24 protein-coding genes and 1 pseudogene are annotated in these 26,992 nt (G+C 57.2%); 8 read left to right on the forward strand and 17 right to left on the reverse strand.

Annotation, left to right across the window (positions count from 1 at the left end):
- Positions 1-322 precede the first annotated feature (322 nt).
- On the forward strand, positions 323-1,024 hold the full coding sequence (locus tag NA78x_RS18900) for a DedA family protein (RefSeq protein ID WP_425613932.1): 702 nt from the start codon (positions 323-325) through the stop codon (positions 1,022-1,024).
- On the opposite strand, the gene NA78x_RS18905 is transcribed toward NA78x_RS18900, so the two are convergent.
- From NA78x_RS18905 to ilvE, 9 genes and pseudogenes are all read right to left on the reverse strand, one after another.
- Positions 996-1,169, reverse strand: a complete 174-nt coding sequence (locus NA78x_RS18905; RefSeq protein WP_425613933.1) for a hypothetical protein — start codon at positions 1,167-1,169, stop codon at positions 996-998. The two genes, NA78x_RS18900 and NA78x_RS18905, sit on opposite strands and share 29 nt — an antisense overlap.
- 133 nt (positions 1,170-1,302) lie before the next feature.
- A complete protein-coding gene (locus NA78x_RS18910; protein WP_425613934.1) occupies positions 1,303-1,494 on the reverse strand; it encodes a DUF6800 family protein in 192 nt (63 codons plus the stop codon).
- Positions 1,495-1,640: 146 nt separating this feature from the next.
- Positions 1,641-1,874: pseudogene (locus NA78x_RS18915) on the reverse strand (CPCC family cysteine-rich protein); the annotation flags it as partial.
- A gap of 510 nt (positions 1,875-2,384) precedes the next feature.
- The gene (locus NA78x_RS18920) at positions 2,385-2,648 is read right to left on the reverse strand and encodes a hypothetical protein (protein ID WP_425613935.1); all 264 of its coding nucleotides are present in this window, start codon (positions 2,646-2,648) and stop codon (positions 2,385-2,387) included.
- A 290-nt stretch (positions 2,649-2,938) separates the two neighbouring features.
- Entirely contained in the window at positions 2,939-3,424 is a 486-nt protein-coding gene (locus NA78x_RS18925) for a hypothetical protein (protein WP_425613936.1), read from the reverse strand.
- Positions 3,425-3,530: 106 nt separating this feature from the next.
- Positions 3,531-3,881, reverse strand: coding sequence for a DUF5615 family PIN-like protein (locus NA78x_RS18930; RefSeq protein WP_425613937.1), 351 nt, complete (start codon positions 3,879-3,881; stop codon positions 3,531-3,533).
- The gene (locus tag NA78x_RS18935) at positions 3,862-4,236 is read right to left on the reverse strand and encodes a DUF433 domain-containing protein (RefSeq protein ID WP_425613938.1); all 375 of its coding nucleotides are present in this window, start codon (positions 4,234-4,236) and stop codon (positions 3,862-3,864) included. Before NA78x_RS18935 ends, NA78x_RS18930 begins: the two co-directional genes overlap by 20 nt.
- 129 nt (positions 4,237-4,365) lie before the next feature.
- Positions 4,366-5,097 carry a hypothetical protein gene (locus NA78x_RS18940; protein WP_425613939.1) on the reverse strand — a complete coding sequence of 244 codons (732 nt, stop codon included), beginning with the start codon at positions 5,095-5,097 and terminating at the stop codon, positions 4,366-4,368.
- A 144-nt stretch (positions 5,098-5,241) separates the two neighbouring features.
- Positions 5,242-6,099, reverse strand: coding sequence for a branched-chain-amino-acid transaminase (gene ilvE, locus NA78x_RS18945; protein ID WP_425613940.1), 858 nt, complete (start codon positions 6,097-6,099; stop codon positions 5,242-5,244).
- A 467-nt stretch (positions 6,100-6,566) separates the two neighbouring features.
- Here ilvE and NA78x_RS18950 point away from each other — a divergent pair, with 467 nt between their 5' ends.
- The 3 genes from NA78x_RS18950 (at position 6,567) to NA78x_RS18960 (ending at position 11,174) form a co-directional block, all read left to right on the forward strand.
- Positions 6,567-7,184 (forward strand): tetratricopeptide repeat protein, encoded by a 618-nt coding sequence (locus tag NA78x_RS18950; RefSeq protein WP_425613941.1) that lies wholly within the window; start codon positions 6,567-6,569, stop codon positions 7,182-7,184.
- Positions 7,185-7,475: 291 nt separating this feature from the next.
- Positions 7,476-10,043 (forward strand): ATP-dependent Clp protease ATP-binding subunit, encoded by a 2,568-nt coding sequence (locus NA78x_RS18955; protein WP_425613942.1) that lies wholly within the window; start codon positions 7,476-7,478, stop codon positions 10,041-10,043.
- A gap of 123 nt (positions 10,044-10,166) precedes the next feature.
- Complete coding sequence (locus tag NA78x_RS18960) at positions 10,167-11,174, forward strand: hypothetical protein (RefSeq protein ID WP_425613943.1); 1,008 nt, start codon at positions 10,167-10,169, stop codon at positions 11,172-11,174.
- On the opposite strand, the gene NA78x_RS18965 is transcribed toward NA78x_RS18960, so the two are convergent.
- The 3 genes from NA78x_RS18965 to gltX form a co-directional block, all read right to left on the reverse strand.
- On the reverse strand, positions 11,132-11,398 hold the full coding sequence (locus NA78x_RS18965; RefSeq protein ID WP_425613944.1) for a hypothetical protein: 267 nt from the start codon (positions 11,396-11,398) through the stop codon (positions 11,132-11,134). The two genes, NA78x_RS18960 and NA78x_RS18965, sit on opposite strands and share 43 nt — an antisense overlap.
- 27 nt (positions 11,399-11,425) lie before the next feature.
- Positions 11,426-11,785 (reverse strand): VOC family protein, encoded by a 360-nt coding sequence (locus tag NA78x_RS18970; RefSeq protein WP_425613945.1) that lies wholly within the window; start codon positions 11,783-11,785, stop codon positions 11,426-11,428.
- 189 nt (positions 11,786-11,974) lie between these two features.
- Positions 11,975-13,555: a glutamate--tRNA ligase gene (gene gltX, locus NA78x_RS18975; RefSeq protein WP_425613946.1), complete on the reverse strand. Its 1,581-nt coding sequence runs from the start codon at positions 13,553-13,555 to the stop codon at positions 11,975-11,977.
- Between the two features lie 389 nt (positions 13,556-13,944).
- Between gltX and NA78x_RS18980 the strand changes: the two genes are divergently transcribed.
- On the forward strand, positions 13,945-15,393 hold the full coding sequence (locus NA78x_RS18980) for an MFS transporter (RefSeq protein ID WP_425613947.1): 1,449 nt from the start codon (positions 13,945-13,947) through the stop codon (positions 15,391-15,393).
- A 14-nt stretch (positions 15,394-15,407) separates the two neighbouring features.
- Complete coding sequence (locus NA78x_RS18985; RefSeq protein ID WP_425613948.1) at positions 15,408-15,758, forward strand: hypothetical protein; 351 nt, start codon at positions 15,408-15,410, stop codon at positions 15,756-15,758.
- A gap of 190 nt (positions 15,759-15,948) precedes the next feature.
- On the opposite strand, the gene NA78x_RS18990 is transcribed toward NA78x_RS18985, so the two are convergent.
- Genes NA78x_RS18990 through NA78x_RS19010 form a run of 5 tightly spaced genes read right to left on the reverse strand, consistent with a single transcriptional unit; the run spans position 15,949 to position 20,232 of the window.
- Complete coding sequence (locus tag NA78x_RS18990) at positions 15,949-16,173, reverse strand: YezD family protein (protein ID WP_425613949.1); 225 nt, start codon at positions 16,171-16,173, stop codon at positions 15,949-15,951.
- A 21-nt stretch (positions 16,174-16,194) separates the two neighbouring features.
- Positions 16,195-17,271 carry a sulfate/molybdate ABC transporter ATP-binding protein gene (locus NA78x_RS18995; RefSeq protein WP_425613950.1) on the reverse strand — a complete coding sequence of 359 codons (1,077 nt, stop codon included), beginning with the start codon at positions 17,269-17,271 and terminating at the stop codon, positions 16,195-16,197.
- Between the two features lie 2 nt (positions 17,272-17,273).
- Positions 17,274-18,164, reverse strand: coding sequence for a sulfate ABC transporter permease subunit CysW (gene cysW / locus NA78x_RS19000; protein ID WP_425613951.1), 891 nt, complete (start codon positions 18,162-18,164; stop codon positions 17,274-17,276).
- A gap of 11 nt (positions 18,165-18,175) precedes the next feature.
- Positions 18,176-19,087 (reverse strand): sulfate ABC transporter permease subunit CysT, encoded by a 912-nt coding sequence (cysT, locus tag NA78x_RS19005; protein ID WP_425613952.1) that lies wholly within the window; start codon positions 19,085-19,087, stop codon positions 18,176-18,178.
- Positions 19,088-19,125: 38 nt separating this feature from the next.
- Complete coding sequence (locus tag NA78x_RS19010; RefSeq protein ID WP_425613953.1) at positions 19,126-20,232, reverse strand: sulfate ABC transporter substrate-binding protein; 1,107 nt, start codon at positions 20,230-20,232, stop codon at positions 19,126-19,128.
- Positions 20,233-20,480: 248 nt separating this feature from the next.
- Between NA78x_RS19010 and NA78x_RS19015 the strand changes: the two genes are divergently transcribed.
- The gene (locus NA78x_RS19015) at positions 20,481-22,085 is read left to right on the forward strand and encodes a sigma-54 interaction domain-containing protein (protein ID WP_425613954.1); all 1,605 of its coding nucleotides are present in this window, start codon (positions 20,481-20,483) and stop codon (positions 22,083-22,085) included.
- Positions 22,086-22,404: 319 nt separating this feature from the next.
- Complete coding sequence (locus NA78x_RS19020) at positions 22,405-26,991, forward strand: S8 family serine peptidase (RefSeq protein ID WP_425613955.1); 4,587 nt, start codon at positions 22,405-22,407, stop codon at positions 26,989-26,991.
- Position 26,992: the final 1 nt, after the last annotated feature.

Raw genomic sequence — 26,992 nt, forward strand, 5'->3', positions numbered from 1 at the left:
CACTACACTTTCGCCAGGCTGTTGGCGTGAATGTCTACACAAACAGGGGCACCGGCCATCGCCTACCTAGCGCCATTCCCGAGGATTATCGCAATTTCGCCCGGCAAGCGACCGCGGTTTGTGAACACCCCCTGAAAGAGCGTTCCGCTGCCTTGCGTCAAAGCGACTGCGGACTTGCCCCCTGCGAAAGTGCCGGTTGTAGGGTTCGTTTCGCCTGGGGACGAGCCACAGAAAAACCTATACTGCGATGGGGCCGTCCAGCGGTTCGCCCCGAGTTGGCAAACCGCTACTCGCCTCGCTTTTGTTTGGAAGGGTCGTTCTCGTGCGGCAGATTGTCGATTGGCTTTTGCATGTTGATGACAAGCTGTTAATGCTGACGCATGCCTACGGCGCTTGGACCTACGGCATCTTGTTCGCCATCGTGTTTGTCGAGACCGGCCTGGTCGTCATGCCGTTTCTGCCGGGCGACTCGCTGCTGTTTGCGGCCGGTGCCCTAGCCGCCAAGCCAGAGTCGGGCCTGAACGTCTGGCTGATCTGCATCCTGCTGTCGATTGCTGCGGTGCTGGGCGATACGGTCAACTATCACATTGGCCGCTATCTGGGGCCAAGAGTCCTCAGCGGCAAATGGTCCCGCTGGCTGAATCCCAAGCACTTAGCCAAGACCCAAGAGTTTTTCGAAGCCTACGGGCCCAAGACCATTGTCATTGCCCGCTTCGTACCGATTGTCCGCACCTTTGCGCCGTTCGTCGCGGGAGTGGGGCAGATGGACTATCGCCGCTTTCTCGTTTACAACGTCGCGGGCGGCATCTTCTGGGTGCTGAGCATGACGTTTGCCGGCTACTGGTTTGGCCGGATCGAGTTCGTCGAAAAGAACTTCGAACTCGTCGTGCTGGCGATCGTCTTTGTCTCGATCTTACCGGCCATTGTCGAGTACCTACGCCACCGCTTCTTCAAGCCCAGCACGCCACACTTGGCAACCGAGGCCGCCGCACCCACTACGGATTGCGCGAAAGAAAAAGTGTGAGCATGGCCAGCGACAGGCCAATCGAGACGATGAACAACAACAGGCCGGTCACGCCATTCCAGGCTTCCGAGTCCTCTGCCAAATGTTCGTTCGCTTCGTGCTCTTCAAAATGATTGTCGTGCGAAGGTGGCGAGTGAGCGGCCATCAATAAAATCCTTGCGAGAAAACCCGAGGCTGGGCGCGAACCAGTCCCGCGGCGAGCTGTGCCAGCCGCGTTCTCTGTAGCGAAACTTCATTCGTTGCTTGCCGGCATTACTGCCAACTTGCCACGAACGTGCTTAACGCTTTTCTTCCAAACCGAGAGCCGCGATGATGATCTCGGCACCGGGAGTCATGCGACGCAACTTGGCAGCCAATACAGCTTTCTCCGAGATGCTCGCCTTGGCGGCGCGGCGCTTGATCACGGCCAGCTTCTTCTTGCGGTGCCGGCGTTGCGCGATTTCCTTCATCCGATGGATAATTCCACCCATGCTAACTGCCTTTGTGCTTGCTTCTGTTGCCCAAATGTAGGTTTTGGCGAATCCAATCTTCTACCAGATGCCAGCGACGCCGTCAACGCGTGCTGAAAACGGGTAGCGCCTGGTTTTGAGTGACTGGTCTGGTCACGGACGAAGCTTTATCCCTGGGTGAAGGGAAGTTGAATGTAAGATGCTCGTGCGGCAACCGGCACCACATGCTTGAGCATTTCGCGATCACACGCCCCAAGCAAAGAGAAGTTCGCCCGCCCTTGCCGCAATGTTTGATGGTTACATATCGACAACTCGTCCAGTTGATCGCCCACGAAGACATCGTCCTCCCAGAAGCATATCGGACAGATTAGGCTCCGTCTGCGTTCTGCAAGGGTGACGTAGCCGCAGCATGGGGTACTGGGCGATTAAGTGGGGCTGCCGTAAAATCCAAAAAGGTTTCCGAAATATTCGGTAGTCGCGCGACTACATGATGTCAATTAGCGTGACTGACTTTGTGGAACAATTCACAACGAAACGAAGTGATGGCGGATCGCAGGTTGCGGCACGTCCGTCATATCCGTGGTGGGCGAGTTCAACATCCCACATCGCGTCGCCTAGCTGAGTTGCAGCAATCACAGGTCCATGTTTGCACGAATGGGCCTTCATGTCGGCGAGAACAAGTTTAATCGCTTCGTCCTGTTCCATTACCCCATTCTACCCGCGTACGAAAAAGCCCCGCCAGTGTGACGGGGCTGAATTTGACCTACGATCCCAGCGACAAGTCGCACCCTTCGACAGCTAATGCTTTGAACTCAAATTCCTACGCTCCCGGCCTCACCTTCCGGTCGAGTTGGGTACTAGGCGGCTAAGTGGTGCTGCCTGCCCCGCACCGGCGATTGGCACGGAAGTGCCTACTTCGAGTTCGGCCAATACGGGTTTTCTTGCCATTCGTGGGTAGCTTCCCACGCTCTCGGCCTTACCTTCCGGTCGATCTGCTCCAGAGGCCAGAAGCCAATTTCGGAAGTTCGACCGCCGAAGCGATAAATGGCAACTGCGTCACCACCAAGTAGAACCCATGGCCCCGGCACCACTAGCGCCAGATAGCTTCCCACGTAAAGCACCGGCAGGAGCAGCAAGACGACTGCGATGATCGGCGGGGCCAGACGGTGGTTCATTGCGCGCGTCCCAGGCAATGCAAGTCGGCATCAGGCGACACTTCACGGATCAAAAATGCCCTGAGCCGCGATATTTGTTCCGCTGACATTCGATTCGTGCTCCATCCAGATTCAGGGTCAAAGCCATGACCACAAAAGTGTTGCCAACGTGCCATGTCACAAGTGAGCTCATCTGGAATACCAATGGCTAATAACTCGTCGCGATTGCGCGCAGTCCACCGTTTCCATTCGAATGCAGCGTTGCTGTTGCGTCTGAATCCCATCGCCCTATTCCTCCTGCGCACGAACCCTTACGGCGCCTTAACTTCCGCACGAGTGATGGTGCCGTTGATCGTGCCGCCATGTTCCTTGTTGGCGGTCTCCCACCAACGACCGGCGTAAACATCGTCGTGGAACATGACGCGAGCCGACCAGTTGGCTGATCCCGGTCCCGCACGAACATTGTCGAGCACCAGCACAGCCGTATCGCCCGCGAACTTCACGCTGCAGGCAATGGGAAATTCAATCTCGCGACCTTGCACCTTGAAAACCGAGACGACCGACCACTTGTCTCCCTCTCCCTTCTCGACCCGGGCAATTTTGTACGAGTCGTTCCCTTTCTCACCACCCAACTTGCCACCAGCCACCGGCGCCCACGTTCCCTTGAGCGTCGCGTTCTTCAACATGGCAACAAACTTCGCTTCAACCTCGGCATCGCCTTGAGCGGAAGCAGGTGCAACAGATGTGAGGCAGTAGGCAACAAGCAATCCGAGAATCGCAGCATGGATGGGTTTCATCAGCGTATTCCAACATTTTAATGACAGGCGTGAATGGACGAGCAGATTGTAGGGTGCCTTAATGCACGTCGCAAACATACCGTTTGCCCGAGCGGCAGGCAAATGATCAGAGCGGCAGGAAGAAGACTTGGTTCTCAATCTCGCGTGGCTCTACCTCGCGGGCGAGAAACGCGATTTCGTCAATCGCTCGCCCAATGGCAAGTTGGTCAGGCACAACAATGACACCTGGCATTGGCTTCGATGCAACGATTCGCTGATAGGCGGCGGGTGGAATAGTGGAAACGTCGTGCGTGACGAGGATCAGTCGCTCGCGTGCCGCCCATTCCAGAATCAACTCGTCGGGCGTGTTCATCAAGCCGACGTCTTGCACCCGCACACATGGCAAGTCTGGATAAAGCCGCATCAGCCCGCGGACGATATCGCCGTTTAAGTTCTCATCACTCAGCAGGCGGAGCATGAGCCGCTCCCGATACATCGTTTTGATGTTCGTTTCGGCGTGCCAGCAGCTTCGCGCGCAGGGCGGACTGTCCAGGCAACTGCGCCTCGATAGTGCAACGGTCGTTCTCCGCTTCTAGCTCCCGCCTCCGAAGATACTCCTGCACCGCCTCAGGATGCTGGAGATACCAACTGAGCACCGCATAAACGTCCGCGAGTTGCAGCGTGTCATAGCTTTGCACAATCCCTTCCGGTGTCGCTCCATTTTCAAACCCACGGACGATTCGCTCTAACAGCACGCGGGTGCCCCGAACACGCAATCCACCTTGCTCGTCGCCCACGAGCGGCACTTCAACGGCTGCCAGCGGTAAGATCATGATCGTGTTCTCGGGATGGTTGATGAATGCCTGCTTAGTTCATTCTAGGTCACTGGCGTTCCGATTCCCACTTATTCGACTTGCCGCCCTGCGAGCCGCGCGATCTATGCCAAGGAAAACCTCTTGGTCCTAGTTTTCAACAAGAGTCCATTGGAAATCGTGCTGCCCGCCTGGCCACATTGCCTTCCCCTCAATGGTGTCATTCGAGTCAGACAATTTCCCGGTACGAGTTTGATTTTGATAACCCTGTGGTGCCTTGGTGTGGATAAGGGTGCCGTTGACTTCCCCACCCTTGGTAATGGTTCCGGTCATTCGCCAGGCAATCTCGACTTTGTCACTACGGCGATAACTACAGGCGGCGATGAACTTGTCGCCGTTCTGTGTTACGGCAACTCGAATCCCATTTGCGTCCGGCCCTTCGCGCCAAACGCCAGCAATAGGCGGATAACCGGCCTCGGCTTGGAAGACTTCCAGTTCCTTTTCGGCGGCAGCCGCCAAATCATCGTGCTTGGTACGTGTGTACTCCTTGACTGCTTTTGAATAGGCACTCTTGAGGCCGGACAATGCATTGGCGGGACGCACACGTAGCACAGCTGGCGCGCTCGGTGGCAAGATTCCGCTTTGGTCAAATGCCTCGCGTGCCACCTTCAATTCGTCCACGCTGCGCTTGTTACCCTGCTTACGCGCTTCTTCTTCACGCTTGTCGAAGTACACCTTCGCGAGTTCACGATATTTAGTAAGACTTGCCTGATACTCCGTCTTGGCTTTCTCAATAGCTTCACGTACTGCATCACCCTCTGCGCGGCTTTCCTTGGAAACTACAAATACGAGCAGCATAAAGCAAAGTATGAACCGCAACATTGGACCCTCAAAGACAAGACGTAAAGGTGACCTCAGCGCGTGTTAGAGTAAAGCTCGACTGACCTAACGTCAAATTGAGCCACCCAACGCCAAAAAATTCCAGCCCCCTAAACCTCCTGCATGGCGAGCTAAAGAGGCCGAGTACTACTCCCGCGTCAACTCATGAAACTTCGCAGTGAGCTTTTTGGTCATGGGGCCGGGTTTGCCTTCGCCGATGGTGCGGCTGTCGATCTCGACGACGGGAATCACTTCGGCGGCGCTGCCGGTGAGGAAGACTTCGTCGGCGATGTAGACGTCGTGACGCGAGAGGGGGATCTGGCGAACGACAATGCCAGCCTTTTCGGCTAGTTCGATCACCGCGTTGCGGGTGATTCCTTCGAGAATGCCCGCGTCGATCGGCGGCGTGTAGAGAATGCCGTTACGGACGAGAAAGATATTGTCGCCGGTGCACTCGGCCACTTCCCCCTGGGTGTTGAGCATCAGCGCTTCGACGCAGCCAGCTCGCATGCCTTCGATCTTGGCGAGGATGTTGTTCAGGTAGTTGAGCGACTTGATTCGCGGGCTGAGGGCAGCCGTGTGATTTCGCACGGTCGAGGCGGTGATGATCTTCAGCCCGTTGTCGTAGAACTCTTTGGGGTAGAGCTGGATGTGATCGGTGATGATGATCACTTCGGGCATCGGGCACTTGTTGGGATCGAGGCCCAGCGTGCCGGCGCCGCGGGTGATAATCAGGCGAATGTAGCCATCGCGAATGCTGTTTTTCGCGAGTGTCTCGTTCACGGCCTTGGCCATCTCTTCTTTCGAGATGGGAATGTTCAACCAAATCGAACGAGCTGAATCCCAGAGGCGATCGAGGTGCTCCGCCAGGCGAAAGACCTTGCCGTGATAGCTACGCATGCCCTCGAACACGCCGTCGCCGTACAGCAGGCCGTGATCGTACACGCTCACTTTGGCGTGTTCTTTGTCGAAGTATTTTCCACTGATATAGATTTGGAGGGACATGGGTGAAGGGGCCAGAGGTTAGAGATCAGGGGTCAGGGAAAAGGCAAATCGGGATTGGGCGATCCCAAATATATCGGACTTGGCAACGCTTGAGCAGAGAGCAGAGCGGAGGCTTTCAGGTTCACAGTCACGAGGGTCGCTAGCAGCGATTAGCGGCAAGTTCAGCAGCGCGAAATCGAGATTTTGGAAATGGCGCGATTGTTGCTTTTAAGGGTACTTCGTGCTTACAACCTGCCGAAATGTCGAGGGTGGATCGAAACTGGTGATTCCAGCTAGACATTTGTCAGCGAGGCGGCCGAATCACAGTTCACGTTTGCCAGCAACCTTCGCTAACCGCTTGAAATCATTCATCTTGTCGCAAATTTCGTCTGCCACTAGAATTCGCCGAGGCTCAGGGGAGAAGCAGCCTGATTGCAGGTACCCTCGCCCCTTAAAGCGTCGATCACGGAGGATTGGGTTCGCCGTACATGCCAAATTCGTCCGCTACCATAGCTGCGAGTTGGTTTCCGCCGCCGGTCACGTCGTTGTGGCCCGGTTTGGCTCGGCTCTGGCTGCGCGGAGAGTTTCGCGGGTTGTTAACGGCGGTAGCGTTTACGCTGGCAGTGAATTTTGCCCTGATAACAACGCTTGTATGGCCGCAACTCGTCTCGCGGCAACTTCCTCCTTGGCTCGTTCCCGCAACGGCCTGGATTGTGGTGGTATGGTTTTGGGTTGCCGGAATGCGCGCCGGCGGAGAGCTTGTCGCGACCATCAAGCGGGCCAATCAGCCTGCGGATGCCCAGTCGCTAGAACTCTTCCGCCAGGCACAACTCGAATACTTAAAAGGTCACTGGATCGAAGCCGAGTCTCGATTGCTCACGTTATTGGGACGAACGGCCGGCGATGTCGAAGCCCGCTTGCTCCTGGCAAGTGTGCAACGACGAACCAAACGCCTGGCCGAAGCCAAAAAAACCTTGACTCAACTGGCCGAACTGTCCGGTTCGGCTGCCTGGGCCGAAGAAGTGCAGCGAGAAGCGACCAAGATTCAACAACTAGAACGCGAACCACCAAGCGAGACCGGATTGCCCAAGACCAAAGCCGCCTAGAACGAAACGAGCCACATAAATCTGGCCTGCGCAGAACTAGACCACTTGGCGATTGATACCGAACACGAAAGAATGCCTGCGGAGTTCGCCCTCATCACCCTCCACGAAGTGATGAACGAACAGGCAGGCAGTGAAGAACAACTGAAAGAAGTCGAATACAGTCGACAGAACTTAGTTAAAGCAACCACGAAGATCGTTGGCTGTACACCGGGTAAGGATGCTAACACTTGTCACAAGGTGACTCACGCGACTGGACTGTCCAGCACACGAAGCACCTGCGGGAGATGAAGAATGTACGAACGATTTACTGATCGCGCCCGCAAGGTCATGCAATTGGCCAACCAGGAAGCTCAGCGCTTCAACCATGAATACATCGGTACCGAGCACATCCTGCTCGGGCTGGTCAAGGAAGGCAGCGGCGTCGCGGCGAACGTGCTGAAGAACCTCGATGTCGATCTGCGCAAGATCCGCCTCGAAGTCGAAAAGCTGGTGCAAAGCGGACCAGAAATGGTCACCATGGGCAAGCTGCCCCAAACGCCCCGCGCCAAAAAGGTCATCGAGTACTCGATGGAAGAGGCTCGCAACCTGAATCACAACTACGTGGGCACCGAACATATACTGCTCGGCCTGCTGCGTGAACAAGAAGGTGTCGCCGCTCAGGTTCTGATGAACCTCGGCCTCAAGCTCGAAGAAGTTCGCGAAGAAGTCCTCAACCTGCTGGGCCATGGCCTGGAAGGTGAAGGGAGCAGCGAACGGGGCGGACGCGAAGGTGTCGGCGCTGGTGGCGGCGGTGGTGGCGGAGAACAAGCCGCTTCGGGCCGCAGCAGCAAAAGCAAGACACCGGCCCTCGATAGCTTCGGCCGCGATCTGACCGAACTCGCTCGCCAGGGCAAGCTCGATCCCGTGATCGGCCGCGAACGCGAAATCGAACGTGCGACGCAGATCCTCTGCCGCCGCACCAAGAACAACCCTGTGTTGCTCGGTGAAGCTGGCGTGGGCAAGACCGCCATCGTCGAAGGCTTCGCTCAACGTGTCGTGGCCGGAAACGTGCCCGAGATTCTCGCCGAAAAGCGAATCGTGGTGCTCGACCTGGCCATGATGGTCGCCGGTACCAAGTACCGCGGTCAATTCGAAGAACGCATCAAGGCGGTGATGAACGAAGTTCGTCGCGCTCGGAACACCATTCTGTTCATCGATGAGCTTCATACCCTCGTCGGTGCCGGTGGTGCCGAAGGTGCGATCGACGCAGCGAACGTGCTCAAGCCAGCCTTGGCACGTGGCGAAATCCAGTGCATCGGTGCAACGACTCTCGATGAGTACCGCAAGTACATCGAAAAGGATTCGGCCCTCGCTCGCCGGTTCCAAGAGATCATTGTCGAACCGACCGGCAAGGAAGAGACCATCTCGATCCTGAAGGGTCTGCGCGAGAAGTACGAAGAGCACCATCGCGTGCAAATCACCGACGACGCTGTCGAAGCGGCCGTCGAGTACTCGGAGCGCTACATCACCGCTCGTTGCTTGCCCGATAAGGCCATCGATGTGATCGACGAAGCCGGCGCTCGCGTCCGTCTGCGTTCGATGACTCGTCCGCCAGATCTGAAGGAAATCGACGAAGAAGTCGAAACCCTGAACAAGCAAAAAGAAGAAGCTGTCGCCAATCAAGATTTTGAGAAGGCCGCTGCTCTTCGCGATCAGGCTGACAAGCTGAAGAAGAAAAAAGACACGATCACCCGCGAATGGCGTGAGAAATCGCGCGACAACGAAGGCGTGGTCGATGAGGAAGTGATTGCCGAAGTTGTCAGCAAGATGACGGGGATTCCGCTCACCCGCATGACGACCGAAGACAGCATGCGGCTGATGAAGATGGAAGAAGAGCTGCATCGCAAGATCATCAGCCAGGAACAGGCCGTGAAGGCCGTTGCCAAAGCAGTACGTCGTAGCCGCAGCGGTTTGAAAGATCCGCGCCGGCCGGCTGGCTGCTTCCTGTTTGCTGGTCCGACCGGTGTCGGTAAGACGTTGCTCGCCAAGGCTCTCGCTGAATTCATGTTCGGCGATAGCGACGCGCTCATTCAAATCGACATGAGCGAGTACATGGAGAAGCACAACGTCAGCCGGCTCATCGGTGCTCCGCCGGGATACGTCGGTTACGAAGAAGGCGGTCAGCTGACCGAAAAGATTCGTCGCCGTCCGTACGCCGTCGTGCTGCTCGACGAAATCGAAAAGGCTCACCCCGACGTCTTCAACACGCTGCTGCAGGTGATGGAAGAAGGTCGTTTGACCGACAGCTTCGGCCGTCGTGTCGACTTCCGCAACGTCATTTTGATCATGACGACCAACGCCGGTGCCGCTGCCATCAAGAACGAAGCTCACTTCGGCTTCCAAGCCACGAGTGACCAGGATGCTTCGTACGATGGCATGAAGCGCCGCGTGACCGAAGAAATCGAACGTCAGTTCCGTCCCGAGTTTTTGAACCGGCTCGACGACATCATCGTCTTCCGGCACCTCAACACGAAGGACCTCAAGCAAGTCATCGACCTCGAACTGTCGAAGGTTCGCGAACGCTTGCTCGAGCGTGGCCTGAAGCTCGAATTGACCGATGATGCCAAGGAATTCATCATCATGAAGAGCAACAAGGGTGGCGAAGACGATAACCCGTACGGTGCCCGTCCGCTCCGTCGCGAAGTCGAACGAATGATCGAAGATCCGCTGTCGGAAGAGCTCCTCAAGGGCGAGTTCCAAGGCAAGGACACGATCACCGTCAGCGCCATTCGCGACGACGAGAACAAGCTCCGCCGCCTCGACTTCAAGGGCTCGGTCTCCGCCAAGGAACCAGTTCCAGCAGTCACCGAGACGAAGTAGCAACCTCTTCACTCCCTCGCCTCGGTACACGTGGTACTCCACGGTGTGACGGGGAGAGGGTTGGTATGAGGGACTCGGCCCGTAGGAAGACTTAGCTAAAAAACCTAAAGCCCGCGATCAAAAATGGTCGCGGGCTTTTTCTTTTGTTATGGTTGTCTGATCGGCAGCGTAATCGACTCAACTCGCGCGTTTGGAATCAACTTGCGATCGGCCTTACGACTAAGCGAGCAATCTGTTTGGCAATTGCTGTTGGCAGTCCACGTGGGCCTGCTGACCCTAATTTCGTGTGAGCAGCATTTGTTTCGCGGTCTGGATAGCCTTGTTGAGCTGGACTACGAGTCGTTGCGAACGCTGGCGCTCATCGCCAGTTCCGTTTTTATTGCTCAGGTGGCATTGATCGCGATAGGAGCCGTGTTTGGCCACTGCTCCCTGGGTCTGCGGCTGTCTGCGCTGCTTTTGCTTTTTCCGCTGTTGGCGGTGACTGCTTCGAATCTCGCGGGAAACTCATTTTTCTTTTTGTACGGTTGGCTGCGCAACGGTGATATGTGGACTGTCGATCGCCACATGAGTTGGCTAATCCGACTATCGGCGTTTGCAGCCGTCGTCTGCCTGACGGGCGGATTAGTGCGGCTGCTGGGCTTCGACATTCGCAGCGAGGAGGGGACGAATGCAGGTGCGCGGTGTTCCGTTAGCCTGCGAGATTTGCTCAGTGTCTTCTTGGTGATCTGTGTGACGCTGGCCATCTTCCGCTGGCTGCAGTCCGACCGCGGCTGGACCTGGAGACGATGGTCCGTAGTGCTCAATTGGCACTGGCCATTCGATACAGCACCCATTCGCTTCGCTTTGTTCACTCATGTTGTTTTATTCGCAACGCTCTCGCGCCTGTCACTGTGGCGCACGCTGCCGTGTTTGATTGGAGTGACGCTGCTGTTCAGCCTGGCGGATGCAACATTTTTCCGACCCTGGATTACCGATTCCTTGGGGCACCAGTTGAGCGGCCTCTTCTACCTTTGGTCCTACAGCTCCTATGCCGTCGTGCTGGGCGGTAGTCTGCTCGTCGTGCGTGATCTCGGCTATCGACTATGCCGTCAGCCGCAGTCCAAATCACTCACAAACGAACTCTCCGGATAGATCCGCTCGTACTCAACGCCCAATTGTTCGGAAATGATTCGGCGGACCTTGAGTGCCACCTCGCGGCTGGTACCCGGCTGGCAGCGAGCCATGAACTGGTCATCGGTGATCGGCGGGAACTTGGCTTCGAACGCATTCTTCCAACAGCGCCCCATCAAGTTGCATATCAGCAGCCAAGCACCTACCAGGGCCAACATAGCGAGAATGACAATCGCGGATTCCATTGCACGTTCCTCTCATTGAGCGAGGAGTTATGCGGTCCCAAACATCACCTTGCGACCGTCGGGATCATCGACGGTGACAACGACATCATCGCAGGCGACCGGCGAGATTCCCAGGGCATCCAAGTGTTGCAAGAAAGGCGCCTGGTCTTCGATTTTGAAGTAAAGATGCGTCGCATTCGATCCGTACTGAACGGGATGCGTGTACGAAGCGAACTTGGCCGCATCGTGAATGGCGATCTGCACGCCGTCGCGATCCACTTTCCAATACAGATACGTGGCCGAGCTGCCGACTTGTTCTAGCTCCAGCAGGGCGACGTCGCGGTAGAAGGCCGCCGTTCGTTCCGGCTTTTCCGAAGTGAGAAAGATTCCACGCAATGTCGTCTTCATCGTGAAGTGTTCTCGTGGATAGAGCGACGGATACTTCCTGTATCGCCATTTCGTCCGGCATCAGTCCATCATCTTCTAAGCTTCGCTCCGTACTATATGCCAGCCAGCAACGACTCCTGACGGTTGTTCTCTGGGGTTTCGGCCCCACCGAACTCGGGTGGTGGCCAAACGTGTCAGTGCCAACCGACGCTAAGCTGCCTTCGCGATTGCCCGGTCGATTCTCGCGAGGCAAGCATCTTTGCCGAGCAACTCCAGGCAGTCATATAAGCCAGGACCGACGCTTTTGCCCGTGGCAGCAACGCGAACCGTATGGACAATGTCGCCGATCTTGATTCCCTCGGTTTCGAGGAACGCCTTGGTCATTTCCTCGAGTGGGTGAGCGGTAAAGTCGGTGGCTGCGGCCAGCTTCTCGCGATACTTTTTCAGCAGGGAGAGCGAGGCAGCGGGTTTGACGCGCTTTTCGAAATCCTTCTCGTCGAAGACGATTTGGTCATCGGGAATGAAGAAGAAATCGGCATAGCTGAGGATATCGCCAGCGACTTTCAAACGATCGCCGGCTGCTTCGATGATGCGGGTCAGTTTGGGAGCAATGTCGCACGGCGGCGGAGTCGAGATCAGTTTGGCCGATTGCAAGAAGTCGCACATGCGCGAGACCTTCTGTTTGATCGGCAGTTTCTGCATATGCCGATCTTCGAAGTTCCACAGCTTTTTGCAGTCGAAACTAGCCGGGGCTTTGGTGACGCGCTCGAGCGTGAAGCTCTTGATCATCTCTTCGCGGGTGAAGTCTTCGGTCTTGTCGTCAAGCGACCAGCCTAGCAGCATCAGGTAGTTGATGATGGCATCGGGCAAGTAACCGACGTCGCGATAAAAGTCCACGATCACCGGATTGAAGGTATCGGGCGAAAGTTCCTTGCCAAAGCGGCTGACGATCTCCACACCGTGATCGTAGAGCCGTTTGAAGTCGGGGTTTTTGAGATACTGCGGGATCTTCCGCTTGCTCAGCTTGTTTTTGCTTCCTGGCTCGGCGACGTACGGCAGGTGAGCATACACGGGGAGCGGATAACCGAGACCTTGCACAATGAAGATCTGCCGCGGCGTGTTCGAGAGATGCTCTTCGGCGCGGATGACGTGGGTGATCTTGAAGTCGTAGTCGTCGACGACGCTGGCCAGGTGATAGAGGCACGTCCCATCGGCGCGTTGAATGACGTGGTCCTGTTCGCGAGCCCAGTCGAACTCGCAAGTACCACGCACCTGGTCGTCGATGATGCACTTCCCTTCGCGGGGCATCTTGAGGCGCATAACGCCCTGGCGGCCTTCGGCTTCGAAGGCTTTCGCCTGCTCGTCGGTCTCAGCCATCCACTTGCGGCTGTAGAGAAAGGGCTTCTTCTCGGCCTCGGCCTGTTCACGCTCGGCTTTGAGTTCGTCCGGAGTGGCATAGTCTCGGTAGGCGAAACCGCGTTCGAGCAGCACCTTCACGGCTGCCTGGTACTGCGGCAGGCGTTGCGATTGAAAGTAAGGGCCATACGGACCACGGCTGTCCTTGCCATCGTCGGTGGGGCCTTCGTCCCAATCGATGCCCAGCCACTTGAAGCCGTTGATGATCGGCAGCAAGGCTTCGGCCACATTGCGGCCGGCGTCGGTATCGTCAATCCGCAGCAGAAACTGCCCCCCGTGTTGGCGGGCGTACAGCCAATTGAAGAGCGCGGTCCGTACGCCGCCAATGTGCAAAAAGCCGGTAGGACTGGGGGCGAAGCGAGTGCGAACGGTCATCGGTCCGAAAACCTTGCGGAGAGTTGTACGTGCGTGCGGGAAAGCCATTTCCTTAGGGACAGGCTATTAGACGACAAGTTCGCCGCGCGCGGGAGGGCAGGAGCATCCGTGGAACGAAGCCGTGCTTCGTTCGGAGAACTGCGATCGAATGAGATAGGGGCAAATGCACGAAGCACGGCTTCATGCCACGAGGGAAGAAGCGAGGCGCTAGGAGGAAAGAGCTGGGAGCAGCGACAACCTGTCCGGCAATGTCTCGCTAATCGGCTTCCGCCGATTTTTGCCAACTGGGCTGTGCAGATTCCTTCGCCTGCATAGTGAAAAACCCTTGCCGTCGGCGCACAGCGTACTTACACTGCGAGGCTCCCACCTATCCTGGAGCACGCCTTTCAATGCATGGTTTTGATGAAGTTGCACCGGCCAAGCCGGATGACCCGAACGACAATCGCCCCTGGTACAACCTGCTGTCGAGCTATCACTGGTTCGTGCTAACCGTCGCCGCTCTGGGCTGGCTGTTCGATACGATGGATCAGCAGCTGTTCAACCTGGCTCGTAAGCCGGCGATGCGCGAACTGCTGACGGTCAAGGAAACCATTGACGGTGCCTTGGTCGACAAGCTGCCGGCCGACTCGGACATCAACTTCTGGGCCGGCGTCACCACGTGCATCTTCATGATGGGCTGGGCGTCGGGCGGGCTCGTCTTCGGCGTGCTCGGCGATCGCTGGGGCCGCGCGAAGGTGATGCTCTGGACGATTCTGATTTATTCGTTCTGTACGGGCTTAAGTTCACTTTCAACATCCGTCTGGGACTTTGCCTTCTACCGATTCTTGACGGGCCTGGGCGTCGGCGGCGAGTTTGCCGTGGGCATCTCGCTGGTGGCAGAGGTCATGCCGTCGAAGGCGCGACCCTTCGCGCTTGGCTTGCTGCAAGCGCTCTCCACGGTCGGCAACATTACGGCCGCGTTCATCAATATTGGGCTCGGCGTCGTGGAAGGCCAAGGCGGCCTGGAAGACCTGAGCTTCAACGGAATGCCGATCACCGCCTGGCGAATTATGTTCGTCATCGGTACGTTGCCCGCGCTGCTGGCGATCTTGATTCGCAGTCGCTTGAAAGAACCGGACACGTGGAAAGCGGTAGCTGCGTCCGAATCGGCCAACAAGCAGCTGGGCTCCTACGCAGAGTTGCTGGGCGATCCACGCTGGCGTCGCAATGCGATCGTCGGCCTGCTGATGGGATTTTCCGGTGTCGTCGGTCTGTGGGGCATCGGCTTCTTTGTATTCGACCTGTTCGGCGGCGTGCTGCGCAAGCACTTTATGGACCAAGGCTTGACTGGTCCTGACTTGAATTCGAAAGTCGCGCTATGGGTCGGCATCTGTTCGGTGCTGATGAATGTGGGTGCTTTCTTTGGCATCTATGGGTTTAGCTATCTTTCGCACTATATCGGGCGGAAGATTTCGTTCGCCATTGCGTTTATCGCTGCGATGTTTAGTACCGCGCTCGTGTTCTCGCAACTCGACAGTTTCGGTGACTTGTGGATGGTGCCAGTGATGGGCTTCTGCCAGCTTTCGCTGTTCGGCGGCTATGCGATTTACTTCCCAGAACTGTTCCCCACGCGGCTGCGCTCGACCGGTACCAGCTTTTGTTACAACATTGGCCGGTTTATCGCCGCACTTGGCCCGCTGACGCTCGGTGGTCTCACCAAGTACGTCTTTAACGAAGCCAACGGCTTCGGCAACGAAGGCCTGCGGTGGGCCGGCGTCGCCATGTGCAGCGTGTTTTTGGTGGGCCTGTTTGCCCTGCCATTCGCGCCCGAAACCAAAGGCAAGCCATTGCCCGAGTAGGGACGAGCGTGAATGTGACTTTGAAGGAGCCTGCTGCGGCCAAGATCGATTGGCCGCGGCATGTGGCGAGGCTGTCGATCATTGCGGCGGTTGCCTGCTGCCTCTCGCAGATTGCCTACGCTCAGCTGAGCGCCAAGGAAAAGTCTCCCGAGTGGAGCACCGCCGACCGAGTCGTCTCGGCGGCCGGTATCGCACTCTTGCTGAGCGGTGTTGTGCTGGGCATTGTGGCGCTGACGGCAGCCATTCGCCGCAGTAACTACGACACGGGGGTGATCGCCGTGATCGGCCTGTTTCTCAATGGCGGGCTGCTCTCGCTGATTGCCTGGTGGGTGCTAGTGGTGCGGCCCTCGTTGCCGCTGCAATAGGACTTACGTCGCAGAACCGCAAAAGGGGGGGTGTTCAACAATCAAGGTCATTTTTGGGGACTAACTAGCGCAAATCCCGAGTTTCGCTGGGTTTTCCTGTCCCATAAGCGGATCGAAGTTGAACACCTTGGTTGTAAACGGCGGGGATGTGGTCGACGTAAGTGGCGAGTGAGGCACTCGCGAAAGCGACTTACTTCGCATCTCTTTGCCGTACGCGCCGCTTCTCGGTCCGGTCGATCTGCACGACCACGCCATCTTGAATGATGATGTTCACAGTGCCATAGCGGAGGCCGCGGAGGGCCTCGCGAATGTGTTGCAGGTCCTGCTCGCGCTCATCGCGGGCGGAAGCTTCGCGGGGGTGAGCATCGTGCTGATTGACGATGCTCGCCTGCTGTTGGGTTTCACCGGTAGCCATGACGGAATTCTCCAGGCAGAACTAGATGACATACTCGGGAACGAACACGCGCACCTTCTTGGGCGAGACAAACACATGGTCGCCCGGGTGCAAATTCAATTCTGTAAAGCGCTCGAACGGCAGGTCGACCTGCAACTCACGGCCATCGCTGGCAGCGAGCACGACCTTGGCATACGAGCCGGCAGGGTTGATGCGCGCGACGGTCGCCGGCAAAGCGGGCGTGCCGTTGGCATGCAGTTCGATCTGTAGTTCGTGAGGACGAATGTAGACGTTGGCGTCGTGAGCCGCGCTCTTGGGCAAATGAGGCACGTTGACCGAGAAGTGCCCCAGTTCGGCAAAGCCGTTCTCGATCCGGCCGTGAAACACGTTTACGTTGCCGAGAAAGTCCATCACAAATTCGGAAGCCGGATTGTGGAAGACCTCGCTCGGCGTACCGACTTGCTCGATGCGGGCATTGTTCATGACCACGACACGATCGGCCACTTCCAGGGCTTCTTCCTGGTCGTGCGTGACGAGAATGCTGGTGACGTGCAGTTCGTCGTGTAAGCGGCGGAGCCAATTGCGCAGCCCTTGGCGAACCTTGGCATCGAGCGCGCCGAAAGGCTCGTCGAGTAGCAGCACGCGAGGCTCAATCGCCAGAGCGCGAGCGAGAGCCACGCGTTGACGCTGACCGCCGGATAGCTGCGCGGGGAAGCGTTTGCCGAGATTCTCGAGCTGAATGAGTTTGAGGAGGCGGTTTACCTTGTCGGCAATGACGTCGTTGCTCGGGCGCAAGTGACGCGGACGAACTCGCAGGCCGAAGGCGATGTTTTCGAACACGCTCATGTGCTTGAAGAGCGCGTAGTGTTGAAACACAAAGCCCACTTGCCGCTCGCCGACCTGGCGGCGAGCCACGTCTTCGCCGTGGAACAAGATCGAGCTGTCTGGATTGTCGTCGGGGATTTCCAGTCCGGCGATGATGCGCAGCAAGGTGGTTTTGCCGGATCCCGAGGGACCCAGCAGGGCGACAAGTTCGCCATCCTTGACGTGCAAGTTCACATCGCGGAGCGCGGTATAGCTGCCGAAGGTCTTGGTGACGTTGCGTACATCGATACTCATGGTTAGGCCTCTGCCGACGACGGCTCAAGGGATGATTGAAGATCCTGCTGCACCTTCCACTCGAGGTAGGTTTTGGCCGCGAGCGTGACCAGGCCAAGCAGGGCCAGCAGAGACGCCATCGCAAACGCGGCGACGACGTTGTATTCGTTGTAAAGAATCTCGACATGCAGCGGGATCGTGTTGGTCTTGCCCCGGATATGACCCGACACCACCGAGACCGCACCGAACTCGCCCATCGCGCGGGCATTGCACAAGATCACGCCGTATAGCAGACCCCACTTGATGTTCGGCAGTGTGACTCGCCAGAAGGTTTGCCAGCCACTCGCACCCAGCGAGATGGCGGCTTGCTCTTCGTCAGAACCTTGCTGCTGCATCAGCGGAATCAGTTCACGGGCAATGAATGGGAACGTCACGAAGATCGTCGCGAGGACGATTCCCGGTACAGCAAAAATGATGCGAATGTTGTGCTCGGCTAGCCAAGGACCGAGCCAACCTTGCAGACCGAAGAGGAGGACAAAGATCAAACCGGAGATCACCGGCGAGACCGCGAACGGTAGATCGATGAGCGTGATCAGCAGGCTCTTGCCTTTGAAATCGAACTTGGCAATGGCCCAGGCGGCGGCGAGGCCAAACACCAGATTCAGCGGAACGGCAATCGCCGAGGCGATCACGGTGAGCTTGATCGCTTCCCAAGCAGCGGAGTCGTTGAAGCTTTTCAGGTAAGCGCCGATGCCATCGCGAAACGCTTCGATGAAGACAATCGAGATGGGGAGCACCAGCATCACGCCGACAAAGCCGAGCGACAGACTGATAAGGAGAACTTGCAACCAGAGCGGATCGTTGGCCGCGCGGCGGCTTTTGCTGCCCGAGGTTGCCGCAGTTGAATGTGCCATGGCCTTAACCCTTATTTGTGATACCCGCGGCCAGCCCACCACTGCAGTACGTTGACTGCGAGTAGCAACAAAAACGACGCCAGGAGCATCACAACTGCCAGGGCGGTGGCCCCGGCGTAGTCGTACTGTTCGAGCTTGGTAATGATCAGCAGGGAAGTGATCTCGGTCTTCATGGGCTGATTGCCAGCGATGAAAACCACCGAGCCGTATTCACCCAAAGCGCGGGCGAATGCCATCGCAAAGCCCGTGAGGAGCGGCGGCAACAGCGAAGGGACGATCACGCGGCGGAAGGTCTGCCAGCGGCTGGCCCCAAGACTCGCGGCCGCTTCTTCGGTTTCGCCGTCGAGTTCTTCGATGGCAGGCTGCAAGGTGCGAACCACAAACGGCAAGCCGATGAACGTCAGCGCGATGGTAATGCCCAAGGGCGAGAACGCGGCCTTGATACCAATTGGATCGAGAAACTGACCGATCCAGCCCGTCTTGGCATAGATGGCGCAGAGGGCGATACCCGAGACGGCTGTGGGCAAGGCGAAGGGGAGATCGATCAAGGCATCAAGGATCTTTCGCCCCGGAAAGCGATAGCGAACGAGCGACCAAGCCACGATGAAGCCGAACACGGCGTTCACGAGTGCTGCGGCCAGCGACGCACCAAACGTGATCTTGTAGGAAGCGATGACGCGCGGCGAAGTAATAATTTCCCAGAACTTGGCTGGGGTGAGGCCGGCGGTTCGCAGGAACATCGCCGACAGCGGCAGCAGGACGATCAAACCGAGGTACAACAGCGTGAAGCCCATGGTCAGGCCAAAGCCCGGCAGCACACTGTGTTGCTTGAATCGGATTCGGTTGAACTTGAATCTAGTGAACCACGGGCCGCGAGATACGCTGGTGCGCTCTCCCGCGGGCAAACTAGGAGCCAGTGACATTTCAATTCCTCGCGCAGTCCGTGCGAATGGGCTCTGGTTTAGTTGCCCGGTTGATAGATCTTGTCGAACACGCCGTTGTCATCGAAATGCTGGGCTTGGGCTTTGTCCCATCCGCCAAACACATCATCGATTGTGAAGAGTTCCACTTGCACAAAGGGCTTTAGCAGTTCTGGTGCCACCGAATCGGGAATCGCCGGGCGATAGTAGTGTTTGGCAGCCAGTTCTTGACCGGCGGGCGTGTAGAGGTGCTCGAGATAGGCCTTGGCGATTTCGGCGGTACCGCGACGCTCGGTCACTTTCTTAACGACCGTGACTGGTGGTTCCGCGAGAATGCTGATGCTCGGCACCACGACTTCGTAGTCGTCGGGGCCTAGATCTTTTACGGCGAGGTAGGCTTCGTTTTCCCAAGCCAGCAGCACATCGCCCAAGCCACGCTGAGTGAAGGTGTTTGTCGAGCCACGAGCACCGGAGTCGAGCACCGTCACTCGCTTGAAGAGTTGTGTGACGAACTCCTGAGCCTTGCCTTCGGCAGCCTTTACTTCCGCAGCGGCAGCTGGGTCTTTCAACTTCTTGAGATCGCCCAGTTCTCGCTTGAGGACGTAACCCCAGGCGGCGAGATAGTTCCAGCGAGCACCGCCGCTGGTCTTGGGGTTGGGAGTGATGATTTCGATGCCGTCTTTGGTCAGGTCGCCCCAATCCTGGATTCCCTTGGGGTTTCCCTTGCGAACCAGGAACACGATGGTGGAGGTATAGGGCGAGCTGTTGTGCGGCAACTGCGATTGCCAGTCTTCGTCAATGAGCTTGGCCCCGCGGCCAATCGCGCTAACGTCGTAACCGAGGGCAAGCGTTACTACGTCGGCTTCCAGGCCGTCGATCACCGCCCGGGCCTGCTTGCCCGATCCGCCATGCGATTGGTCGATGGTGATGTCCTGCCCCTTTTCCTTCTTCCAGTGCTCCGTAAACGACTTGTTGAACTCGACGTAGAACTCTCGCGTCGGGTCGTAGGAGACGTTCAGAAGTTTCACGGGGCCAGTTCCGGCAGCACCGCCTGAGGTGGTACCCGAGGGAGTGCATCCGGCAAGCAGCCCAGCAAAAATCACGGCGACCGGCACAAGGATGGCAATAGTGCGAAGAGACTTGTTCATGGAAGGAAGCCTGCGGAGAGCAGAGTGCGATGAAGGGCAAGGGCTGGCGAGTGATACCGTTCACTCGATTTACCAACCTATCGCAAGGGTTGTGCCGCCGAGAACAAGCGGGCGACGCGGGCGGTAAACTCAGCTTGCGCGCTCCATTTCCTGAAAATCCAATGATGGTCCGTGATATATGATGGAACTGATCCAGCAAATATCGCGGATAGCAATGACCTGTGCTGGGATAGAATCGAGAAGTAACGATGGAACGCTATGGACAACTGCTGCTGGATATCTGGCGGGAAGCCTGCCGGCATATCGAAATCAACGAATCGGCCACCACCATTGCCAAGATGCTAGCGGAGCACTTGCCGCTATCTGCGCTGATCGTTCGCCGCTTCGACCTACAGCATTCCAGTGTCGACACGGTCGCCGAAGGCCAGCCTGTCGAGCAATACTTGCACGCCACGCTGAAAACGCCCTGCACACCGGCAAAGTTCAATCGGGTTCTCGCCTGGGCCAAGAGCGGCGAGGTATTGCACGGCCAACGACTCAAGCGCGCGGGTGACCTTGCCGCGGTAGTTCCCGAGGAGATCGAGGGTGAGGTGCTCGTCGGGCCACTCATCAATCCAGAAGGTCCCGCCGGCGTCTTATTGTTGGTGGCGAACCACCAACGGGTGTTTCAGGAGAATCACCTGCTGCTTGTGAGGCAACTCCTCGAACCTTTTTCGGCAGCACTCGAAAATGATCGCCGGTTGCATGAGCTCAACGCGCATCGCGAAGCAGCGGAGGCTGACCGTCGTTCGCTTCTTTCGCGACTCGGTCGCAACGAAATGAGTGAGACGATCGTGGGTGCCGACGCTGGCCTTCGTCCCATCATGGAACGGGTGCAACTGGTTTCGCAGTCCGACGTGCCGGTCCTGATTCTGGGCGAAACGGGTACGGGCAAAGAAGTGGTTTCGCGAGCAATTCACACGCGTTCGCCGCGTTCTCAAGGGCCGTTCATTCGCGTGAACTGTGGGGCGATTCCTTCGGAGCTGATTGACTCGCAGTTGTTCGGTCACGAAAAGGGAAGCTTCACTGGAGCAGCCGACTCGCGCAAGGGCTGGTTCGAACGTGCGGACGGCGGAACGCTATTTCTCGACGAAATGGGGGAGCTTCCACTCCCCGCACAGGTTCGCTTGCTGCGAGTTTTGCAGGACGGTTTTATCGAGCGCGTGGGTGGGCAACAGCCCTTGCGGGTCGATGTGCGGTTGGTGACTGCCACGCATCGCGATCTGGCCTCGATGGTGAAAGCGGGGACTTTTCGCGAAGACTTATGGTACCGCATCAATGTGTTTCCGATCGTGCTACCTCGACTCAATCAGCGGAAAGAAGACATTCCGGCTCTGGCCAGGCACTTTGCCGTCCGGGCAGCAACTCGCTTTGGTCTGACGCCGGTCGAGCCCTCCGAGGCGGATTTGCAGACACTGTGCAACTATGCCTGGCCGGGAAATATCCGAGAATTGGGAGCTGTGATTGATCGGGCCGCCATTTTGGGCGATGGTCGTTCGCTGGAAGTGGCAAAGGCGTTGGGTTTCCTCGATCCCATCATTACTCCACCAACCACGCAGGAGTATGTTCCGCCAACGCTGTACGAAGTGACCACCGACGATCTACGCCCCTCTTCAAAGCCTGCTATCTCGTCGTTGGACGATGCCATGAAGCAACACATCGAGCGGGCGTTGCAGGCTACAGGGGGGCGAATTGAGGGCAAGCGGGGGACGGCGGCGTTGCTGGGTATTAATCCGCATACCCTGCGAGCACGGATGAGGAAACTGAAAATCGATTGGTCGAAGTATCGCCCCAATGACGAACCCGTGTGGTAAGCCAAGCGGCCGTTGCAGTCATTTGGCGGGGTGCCGAAGCAGCATAATCGGTACCAAAGGAACTTTTCTTTGTCGGCAGGCGTCAACTTCGTGCGGAGGTGCGGACTCTCCGCACCCCTAGGGACGGAAATTGCCAGATAGCCGCTAAAGTTTGAGCGGAACAGTGGCAACGCCCCAAAGTGGCAATTAGACTGGCCTGCTACCGCGGAATTCGCTGGACTTTTCGAAATTCGGCATTTCGGCCAACCCATTTTCGGCATCTACCGACCTCACCCCAAGGGTCACTGTCGTGAGCTTCTCGGCGCAACGTCAAAAATCTATGCGTGCAAACCTGCCACGTGCCGCTGCCTCGGTCGTTCGTAAAGAACGCTCTCGCAAGCACTTTCGTCGGTCGTTTCTTGAGCAACTTGAGCCTCGGGAACTGATGACCGTTGCCCCCACGACACCCATTTTCGATGATAAGAATCCGGGCGGTGACATTCCCGGAAAGGTCAGTGAATTTGACCCCCGAGTGCAAGCTTGGTCGACTGCCGAATTCAAGTCTGATAGTCTCATCGTGCGCTTTGCGCCGACGGTCAGCCGCCAGGAAGCCGAAGCGACCATCGCCATCGAAGCTCCCGGGACTACGATCACAGACTGGGACGATGAATTGCAGATGGCGTTTCTCGAGCTACCAGCCGAGAGCGATGAGATTGACTTGGGCCATCGCTTTTTGCGCCTCAGCAACACTTTGTACGCTGAACCGAACTTTGTGATGCATACTCGAGCGATTCCCAACGACCCGGGATTTCCCGAGCAATGGGCGCTTAACAATACAGGACAGTTCCACTTCGGCATCGGCTTTCCCACACCACCCACACCGCCCGCGACCGATCCCTTTGGCCTGGATGATGCTGATATCGATGCGCCAGAAGCCTGGGATCTGACCACCGGCAGTCCAGATGTCGTGGTTGCGATTCTCGACACCGGTGTACACATTCTTAATGACGACTTAAACGTCAACTTCTGGCAGAACCCTCGCGAAATTCCGGATCTAATCGACAACGACGGCAACGGCTACGTTGACGATATCTTTGGCGCTGACCCCGCTGACGGTGACGGCGATCCGGCAGAAGGTGACCCGAACGGCCACGGCACGCAAATGGCGAGCATTATCGCCGCCGGTGGTAACAACAATGACGGCACGACGGGCGTAGCTTGGAACTCCAAGGTGATGCCGGTCAAGATCTCGAATGACGGTGGTACGACTATCACCGTCACTGGCGCGATTGGTGGCTACAAGTACGTCCACCGCATGAAGTCGGTTTATGGTGTCAATATCGTGGCGGCCAATGCCAGCTACGGATCTTCGTCATACAGTTTCGCAGAGTTCGATGCTATTCAGAAAATGACGAATGCCGGCGTGCTGCTCGTCACTTCAGTGGACAACGCCGGTGTCAATCACGACGTCGTCCGCGACTATCCTAGCGGCTACAGCATCGATGGAATCCTCTCCGTCTCCGCTTCGGACGACTACGATTTCCCAATCCTTACTGGTGGAACCCTGGCTTCTGGCTTTGGTCGAGCAACTGTCGACCTGCACGCCCCTGGCTATGAGATCTTTACGCAAACAGATCCGTACACCGTCACGATTAACAGCGTTACGATCACTTTGAATGTGGACGTGTTTTCCGGCACATCCTACGCAGCCGCACACGTCTCGGGCGTTGCTGCGCTCGTCAATTCACTTGCGCCTGGCTTAACGCCCGTCGAAGTGAAGCAGTACATCATGGCCGGTGTCGACAAGCGTAGTTCTTTCCGGTTCCTCTCGGTCACCGAAGGCCGCTTGAACGCTCGCGGCGCCCTCGATGCAATTCCCAAGAACACGCTGACTGGCAACGTCTTCCAGGATGCTAACAACAACAAGGTCTACGACTTTATTGGCGAAACGGGCCTCGCTGGCTGGACCGTTTATCTGGATGTCGACAACGATGGAGTGCTCGATCCCAACGAACCTTCCACGGTAAGTAGCGCGACGGGAACGTACTCGCTGGATACCTATGTCACTCCCGGCACTTATCGGCTGCGGCAGGTTTTGCAGCCAGGCTTCAATCAAACCACGCCGACCACCAACGGCGGCGCAATCGTCCTGAATCTTTCCACTCGTGCGATTGACTTTGACAACTTGAACTTTGGCAATCGTCAACAGCCGGGAAGCATCGTCGGTCACAAGTTCAACGATCTGAATGGCGATGGCGATCAAGATACCAACGAGCCAGGGTTGGCCGGGATCCTAGTCTACGTTGACCTGAACAACGATGGCTTCATCAGCGTGGGTGAGCCAAGCACACGCTCGGGAGTAGATGGCAACTTTACCATCCCAAACATTCAGCCTGGTGATTACTTTGTCCGCGAGTTAGTCACTCCTGGCTATATTCCAACACTCCCCGCCACGCTGGGTGCCAATCTCCTGCCAGATCCAGTTCTGTCAGTGACGGTTGTTAGCAATACATCCAACGATCCACCGTTGCTGTTCGGCAACCGAGTCGCTTTCGACTATGGCGACTTGCCAGAAGGTGGAGCCCTCGGCGTTCCCACCTACAACACCCTTAAGGCCAATAACGGTCCCTCTCACGGCATTCTCCCTGGCTTCATGCTGGGAACGAAGCAAGACTTCGAAGTAGACGGCATTCCTACTGTTGGTGCAGTAGGTGACGATCTGACGCCCGATCAGGCAACCGGAGACGACGAAGACGGCGTACAGTTTGTGAAGGTTGTTCCCGGCCAAGACGGCATCGTGAACATCCGTGTTACCAACAGCGGCTACTCGAGTGGCTTGCTGCAAGGTTGGATCGACTTCAACCTCGACGGCGATTTCACCGACGCTGGTGAGCAGATCTTCAAAAACTTTGTCCCCGCCGATGGTCTCAATAGCAATCTGACCTTTACCATTCCCGCCGGCGCTTTGGCCGCCAACACGTATGCTCGTTTCCGTTACGGTTACGAACGCGATCTCGGCCCGAATGGCCCGGCGCGTGCCGGTGAAGTCGAAGATTATCTGGTGAGCATCCTCACGGCCGCTCCGGTGGCCTTCGACGACGAATTCCCGGATCAGTTGTTCCCACCGCCAGTGAGCTACTTCGATGATCTAATCAAGCAAGAAAGCACGAACAATGTCTTGGACGTGCTGCGAAACGACCCGATCCCGTTCGAAGGCACCTTGACGATCATTCCCGGCAGCTTTCCTAGCACCACTGCCAACGGCAGCTCGATCACGCTGGACACGCTGACACAAACGCTGATCTACACACCTCGCGGTGGCGCGAATCCGTTCACGGGCGTCGAGTCGTTCACGTATCAGGTGACGAATGGAGTCAACGACCCCACGACGAACCTGCCCTATGTATCGGCACCAGCTACGGTCCGCGTGCTGGTAACGGCCAAGGATCCGATTGCCGTCGATGACACCCGTACCACGTTTGTGGATACGGCCATCTCAATTCCCGTGCTGGCCAACGACGTGAATGCTCCCAGCGCTCCGATCACCTTGTCGGTGTTCACGCAACCCGCTAGCGGTACGGTAACGCCAGATGTTGCCAATCCGGGGCAACTGCTGTACACGCCGGCTGCCGGCTTTGTGGGTACTGTTCAGTTCCAATACACGGTCACCGATACCGATGTGAGCACGGTCGATTCGACGGCCACGGTAACGGTCCAAGTGGCCAACAATCCTGTGTTGCCGCCTGCAACATCCTACAAAGCCAAGATTTCGCTCCGTGTGTTCGATTCGCTCGGCCGCGAAGTAGGCGTAAATCCGACTGCCCGGATTGATGAAGGTGATCGATTCTATGTCGAAGCCTACAGCGAAGATCTCCGTCCAGGTGGCAGTAATCTTGATCGTGGTGTGGAAGCTGCGTTTCTCGACTTGCTATACAACAGCAACTTTGCCGCCGTGGGTGTGATACCAGGTACGAGCGATCTCGATATCACCTTCAACCCGCTCTACAACTTCGACAAGAATGCGATCGTCAATTCTCCGGAAGGGATCGTCAACGAACTTGGAGCAGCGCACAATGCGTTTGATGCTCCCTTGCCCAACGGTCAACCACTTGGCAAGGGTGAAGTTCTGATTGTGAGAGTCGGCTTTGATGCGATTGCTCCCACCACGAATTTGGTCTTCCGCCCTGATCCGGCCGAAGATGTCGATGGTCGCTCTGACGTCCTGCTTGCCCCTGCCATTGGCGCGCCTGAACCAATCTTGGCATTGGATACCGAGGTCTTCCTCGTCGAATCGGTGCCAGTCACCATCAAGGCCCCGGGCGCTCCGGAGTTTATCAACACACGGTCGACGCTCGACGTGAATAACGACACGAAGATCACTGCCTTTGATGCTTTAACGGTCATCAACGAGTTGAACAACAGCGGTGCTCGTGGCCTCAGCAACTACCATCTCTCTTCGGGCGGCGAGTTGCCGCCTAGCGCTTACGTCGATACCAACGGCGACGGCAGCTTGTCGGCCTTCGATGCCCTCGTGGTCATCAACTGGTTGAACCTGCATCCGCTGTCTTCCGGCGGCAGTGGTGGCGAAGCTGTGAGCGGCGGTGAAGCCGTCAGCGAACCGTCTTATTTCGCCTTCTCGGCTGGCGAAGCCGTGGATGCGGATTCCGACACTACGAGCAGCAGCTCAACACTCCCCACGGTGGTGCCCAGCCTGACTAGCAGCAGCCCGTCCTCGAATAGCACCGACGAATCGCCGATCGGTGGCATCGTGGGTACTGCCGACGATAGCCAGCTGTTGTATCTCTCGGCCCTCGATCAACTGATGGCACTCACCGGTGACGACAGTGAGGAATCGGACTCTTCGGATGACACCGAAGCAGTCGATTGGCTGAGTGTGGAACAACTGCGATTGGTTCTCCGGCCGTAAC

The sequence above is a fragment of the Anatilimnocola aquadivae genome (genome assembly GCF_049819085.1).
Taxonomy (GTDB): Bacteria; Planctomycetota; Planctomycetia; order Pirellulales; family Pirellulaceae; genus Anatilimnocola.

What these genes read in the sequence shown, in the direction of transcription:
- NA78x_RS18905 (WP_425613933.1), bottom strand. Translation starts at nt 1,169, where the DNA reads ATGGCCGCTCACTCGCCACCTTCGCACGACAATCATTTTGAAGAGCAC.
- NA78x_RS18910 (WP_425613934.1), bottom strand. Translation starts at nt 1,494, where the DNA reads ATGGGTGGAATTATCCATCGGATGAAGGAAATCGCGCAACGCCGGCAC.
- NA78x_RS18920 (WP_425613935.1), bottom strand. Translation starts at nt 2,648, where the DNA reads ATGAACCACCGTCTGGCCCCGCCGATCATCGCAGTCGTCTTGCTGCTC.
- NA78x_RS18925 (WP_425613936.1), bottom strand. Translation starts at nt 3,424, where the DNA reads ATGAAACCCATCCATGCTGCGATTCTCGGATTGCTTGTTGCCTACTGC.
- NA78x_RS18930 (WP_425613937.1), bottom strand. Translation starts at nt 3,881, where the DNA reads ATGCTCCGCCTGCTGAGTGATGAGAACTTAAACGGCGATATCGTCCGC.
- NA78x_RS18935 (WP_425613938.1), bottom strand. Translation starts at nt 4,236, where the DNA reads ATGATCTTACCGCTGGCAGCCGTTGAAGTGCCGCTCGTGGGCGACGAG.
- NA78x_RS18940 (WP_425613939.1), bottom strand. Translation starts at nt 5,097, where the DNA reads ATGTTGCGGTTCATACTTTGCTTTATGCTGCTCGTATTTGTAGTTTCC.
- ilvE (WP_425613940.1), bottom strand. Translation starts at nt 6,099, where the DNA reads ATGTCCCTCCAAATCTATATCAGTGGAAAATACTTCGACAAAGAACAC.
- NA78x_RS18950 (WP_425613941.1), top strand. Translation starts at nt 6,567, where the DNA reads ATGCCAAATTCGTCCGCTACCATAGCTGCGAGTTGGTTTCCGCCGCCG.
- NA78x_RS18955 (WP_425613942.1), top strand. Translation starts at nt 7,476, where the DNA reads ATGTACGAACGATTTACTGATCGCGCCCGCAAGGTCATGCAATTGGCC.
- NA78x_RS18960 (WP_425613943.1), top strand. Translation starts at nt 10,167, where the DNA reads ATGGTCGCGGGCTTTTTCTTTTGTTATGGTTGTCTGATCGGCAGCGTA.
- NA78x_RS18965 (WP_425613944.1), bottom strand. Translation starts at nt 11,398, where the DNA reads ATGGAATCCGCGATTGTCATTCTCGCTATGTTGGCCCTGGTAGGTGCT.
- NA78x_RS18970 (WP_425613945.1), bottom strand. Translation starts at nt 11,785, where the DNA reads ATGAAGACGACATTGCGTGGAATCTTTCTCACTTCGGAAAAGCCGGAA.
- gltX (WP_425613946.1), bottom strand. Translation starts at nt 13,555, where the DNA reads ATGACCGTTCGCACTCGCTTCGCCCCCAGTCCTACCGGCTTTTTGCAC.
- NA78x_RS18980 (WP_425613947.1), top strand. Translation starts at nt 13,945, where the DNA reads ATGCATGGTTTTGATGAAGTTGCACCGGCCAAGCCGGATGACCCGAAC.
- NA78x_RS18990 (WP_425613949.1), bottom strand. Translation starts at nt 16,173, where the DNA reads ATGGCTACCGGTGAAACCCAACAGCAGGCGAGCATCGTCAATCAGCAC.
- NA78x_RS18995 (WP_425613950.1), bottom strand. Translation starts at nt 17,271, where the DNA reads ATGAGTATCGATGTACGCAACGTCACCAAGACCTTCGGCAGCTATACC.
- cysW (WP_425613951.1), bottom strand. Translation starts at nt 18,164, where the DNA reads ATGGCACATTCAACTGCGGCAACCTCGGGCAGCAAAAGCCGCCGCGCG.
- cysT (WP_425613952.1), bottom strand. Translation starts at nt 19,087, where the DNA reads ATGTCACTGGCTCCTAGTTTGCCCGCGGGAGAGCGCACCAGCGTATCT.
- NA78x_RS19010 (WP_425613953.1), bottom strand. Translation starts at nt 20,232, where the DNA reads ATGAACAAGTCTCTTCGCACTATTGCCATCCTTGTGCCGGTCGCCGTG.
- NA78x_RS19015 (WP_425613954.1), top strand. Translation starts at nt 20,481, where the DNA reads ATGGAACGCTATGGACAACTGCTGCTGGATATCTGGCGGGAAGCCTGC.
- NA78x_RS19020 (WP_425613955.1), top strand. Translation starts at nt 22,405, where the DNA reads ATGCGTGCAAACCTGCCACGTGCCGCTGCCTCGGTCGTTCGTAAAGAA.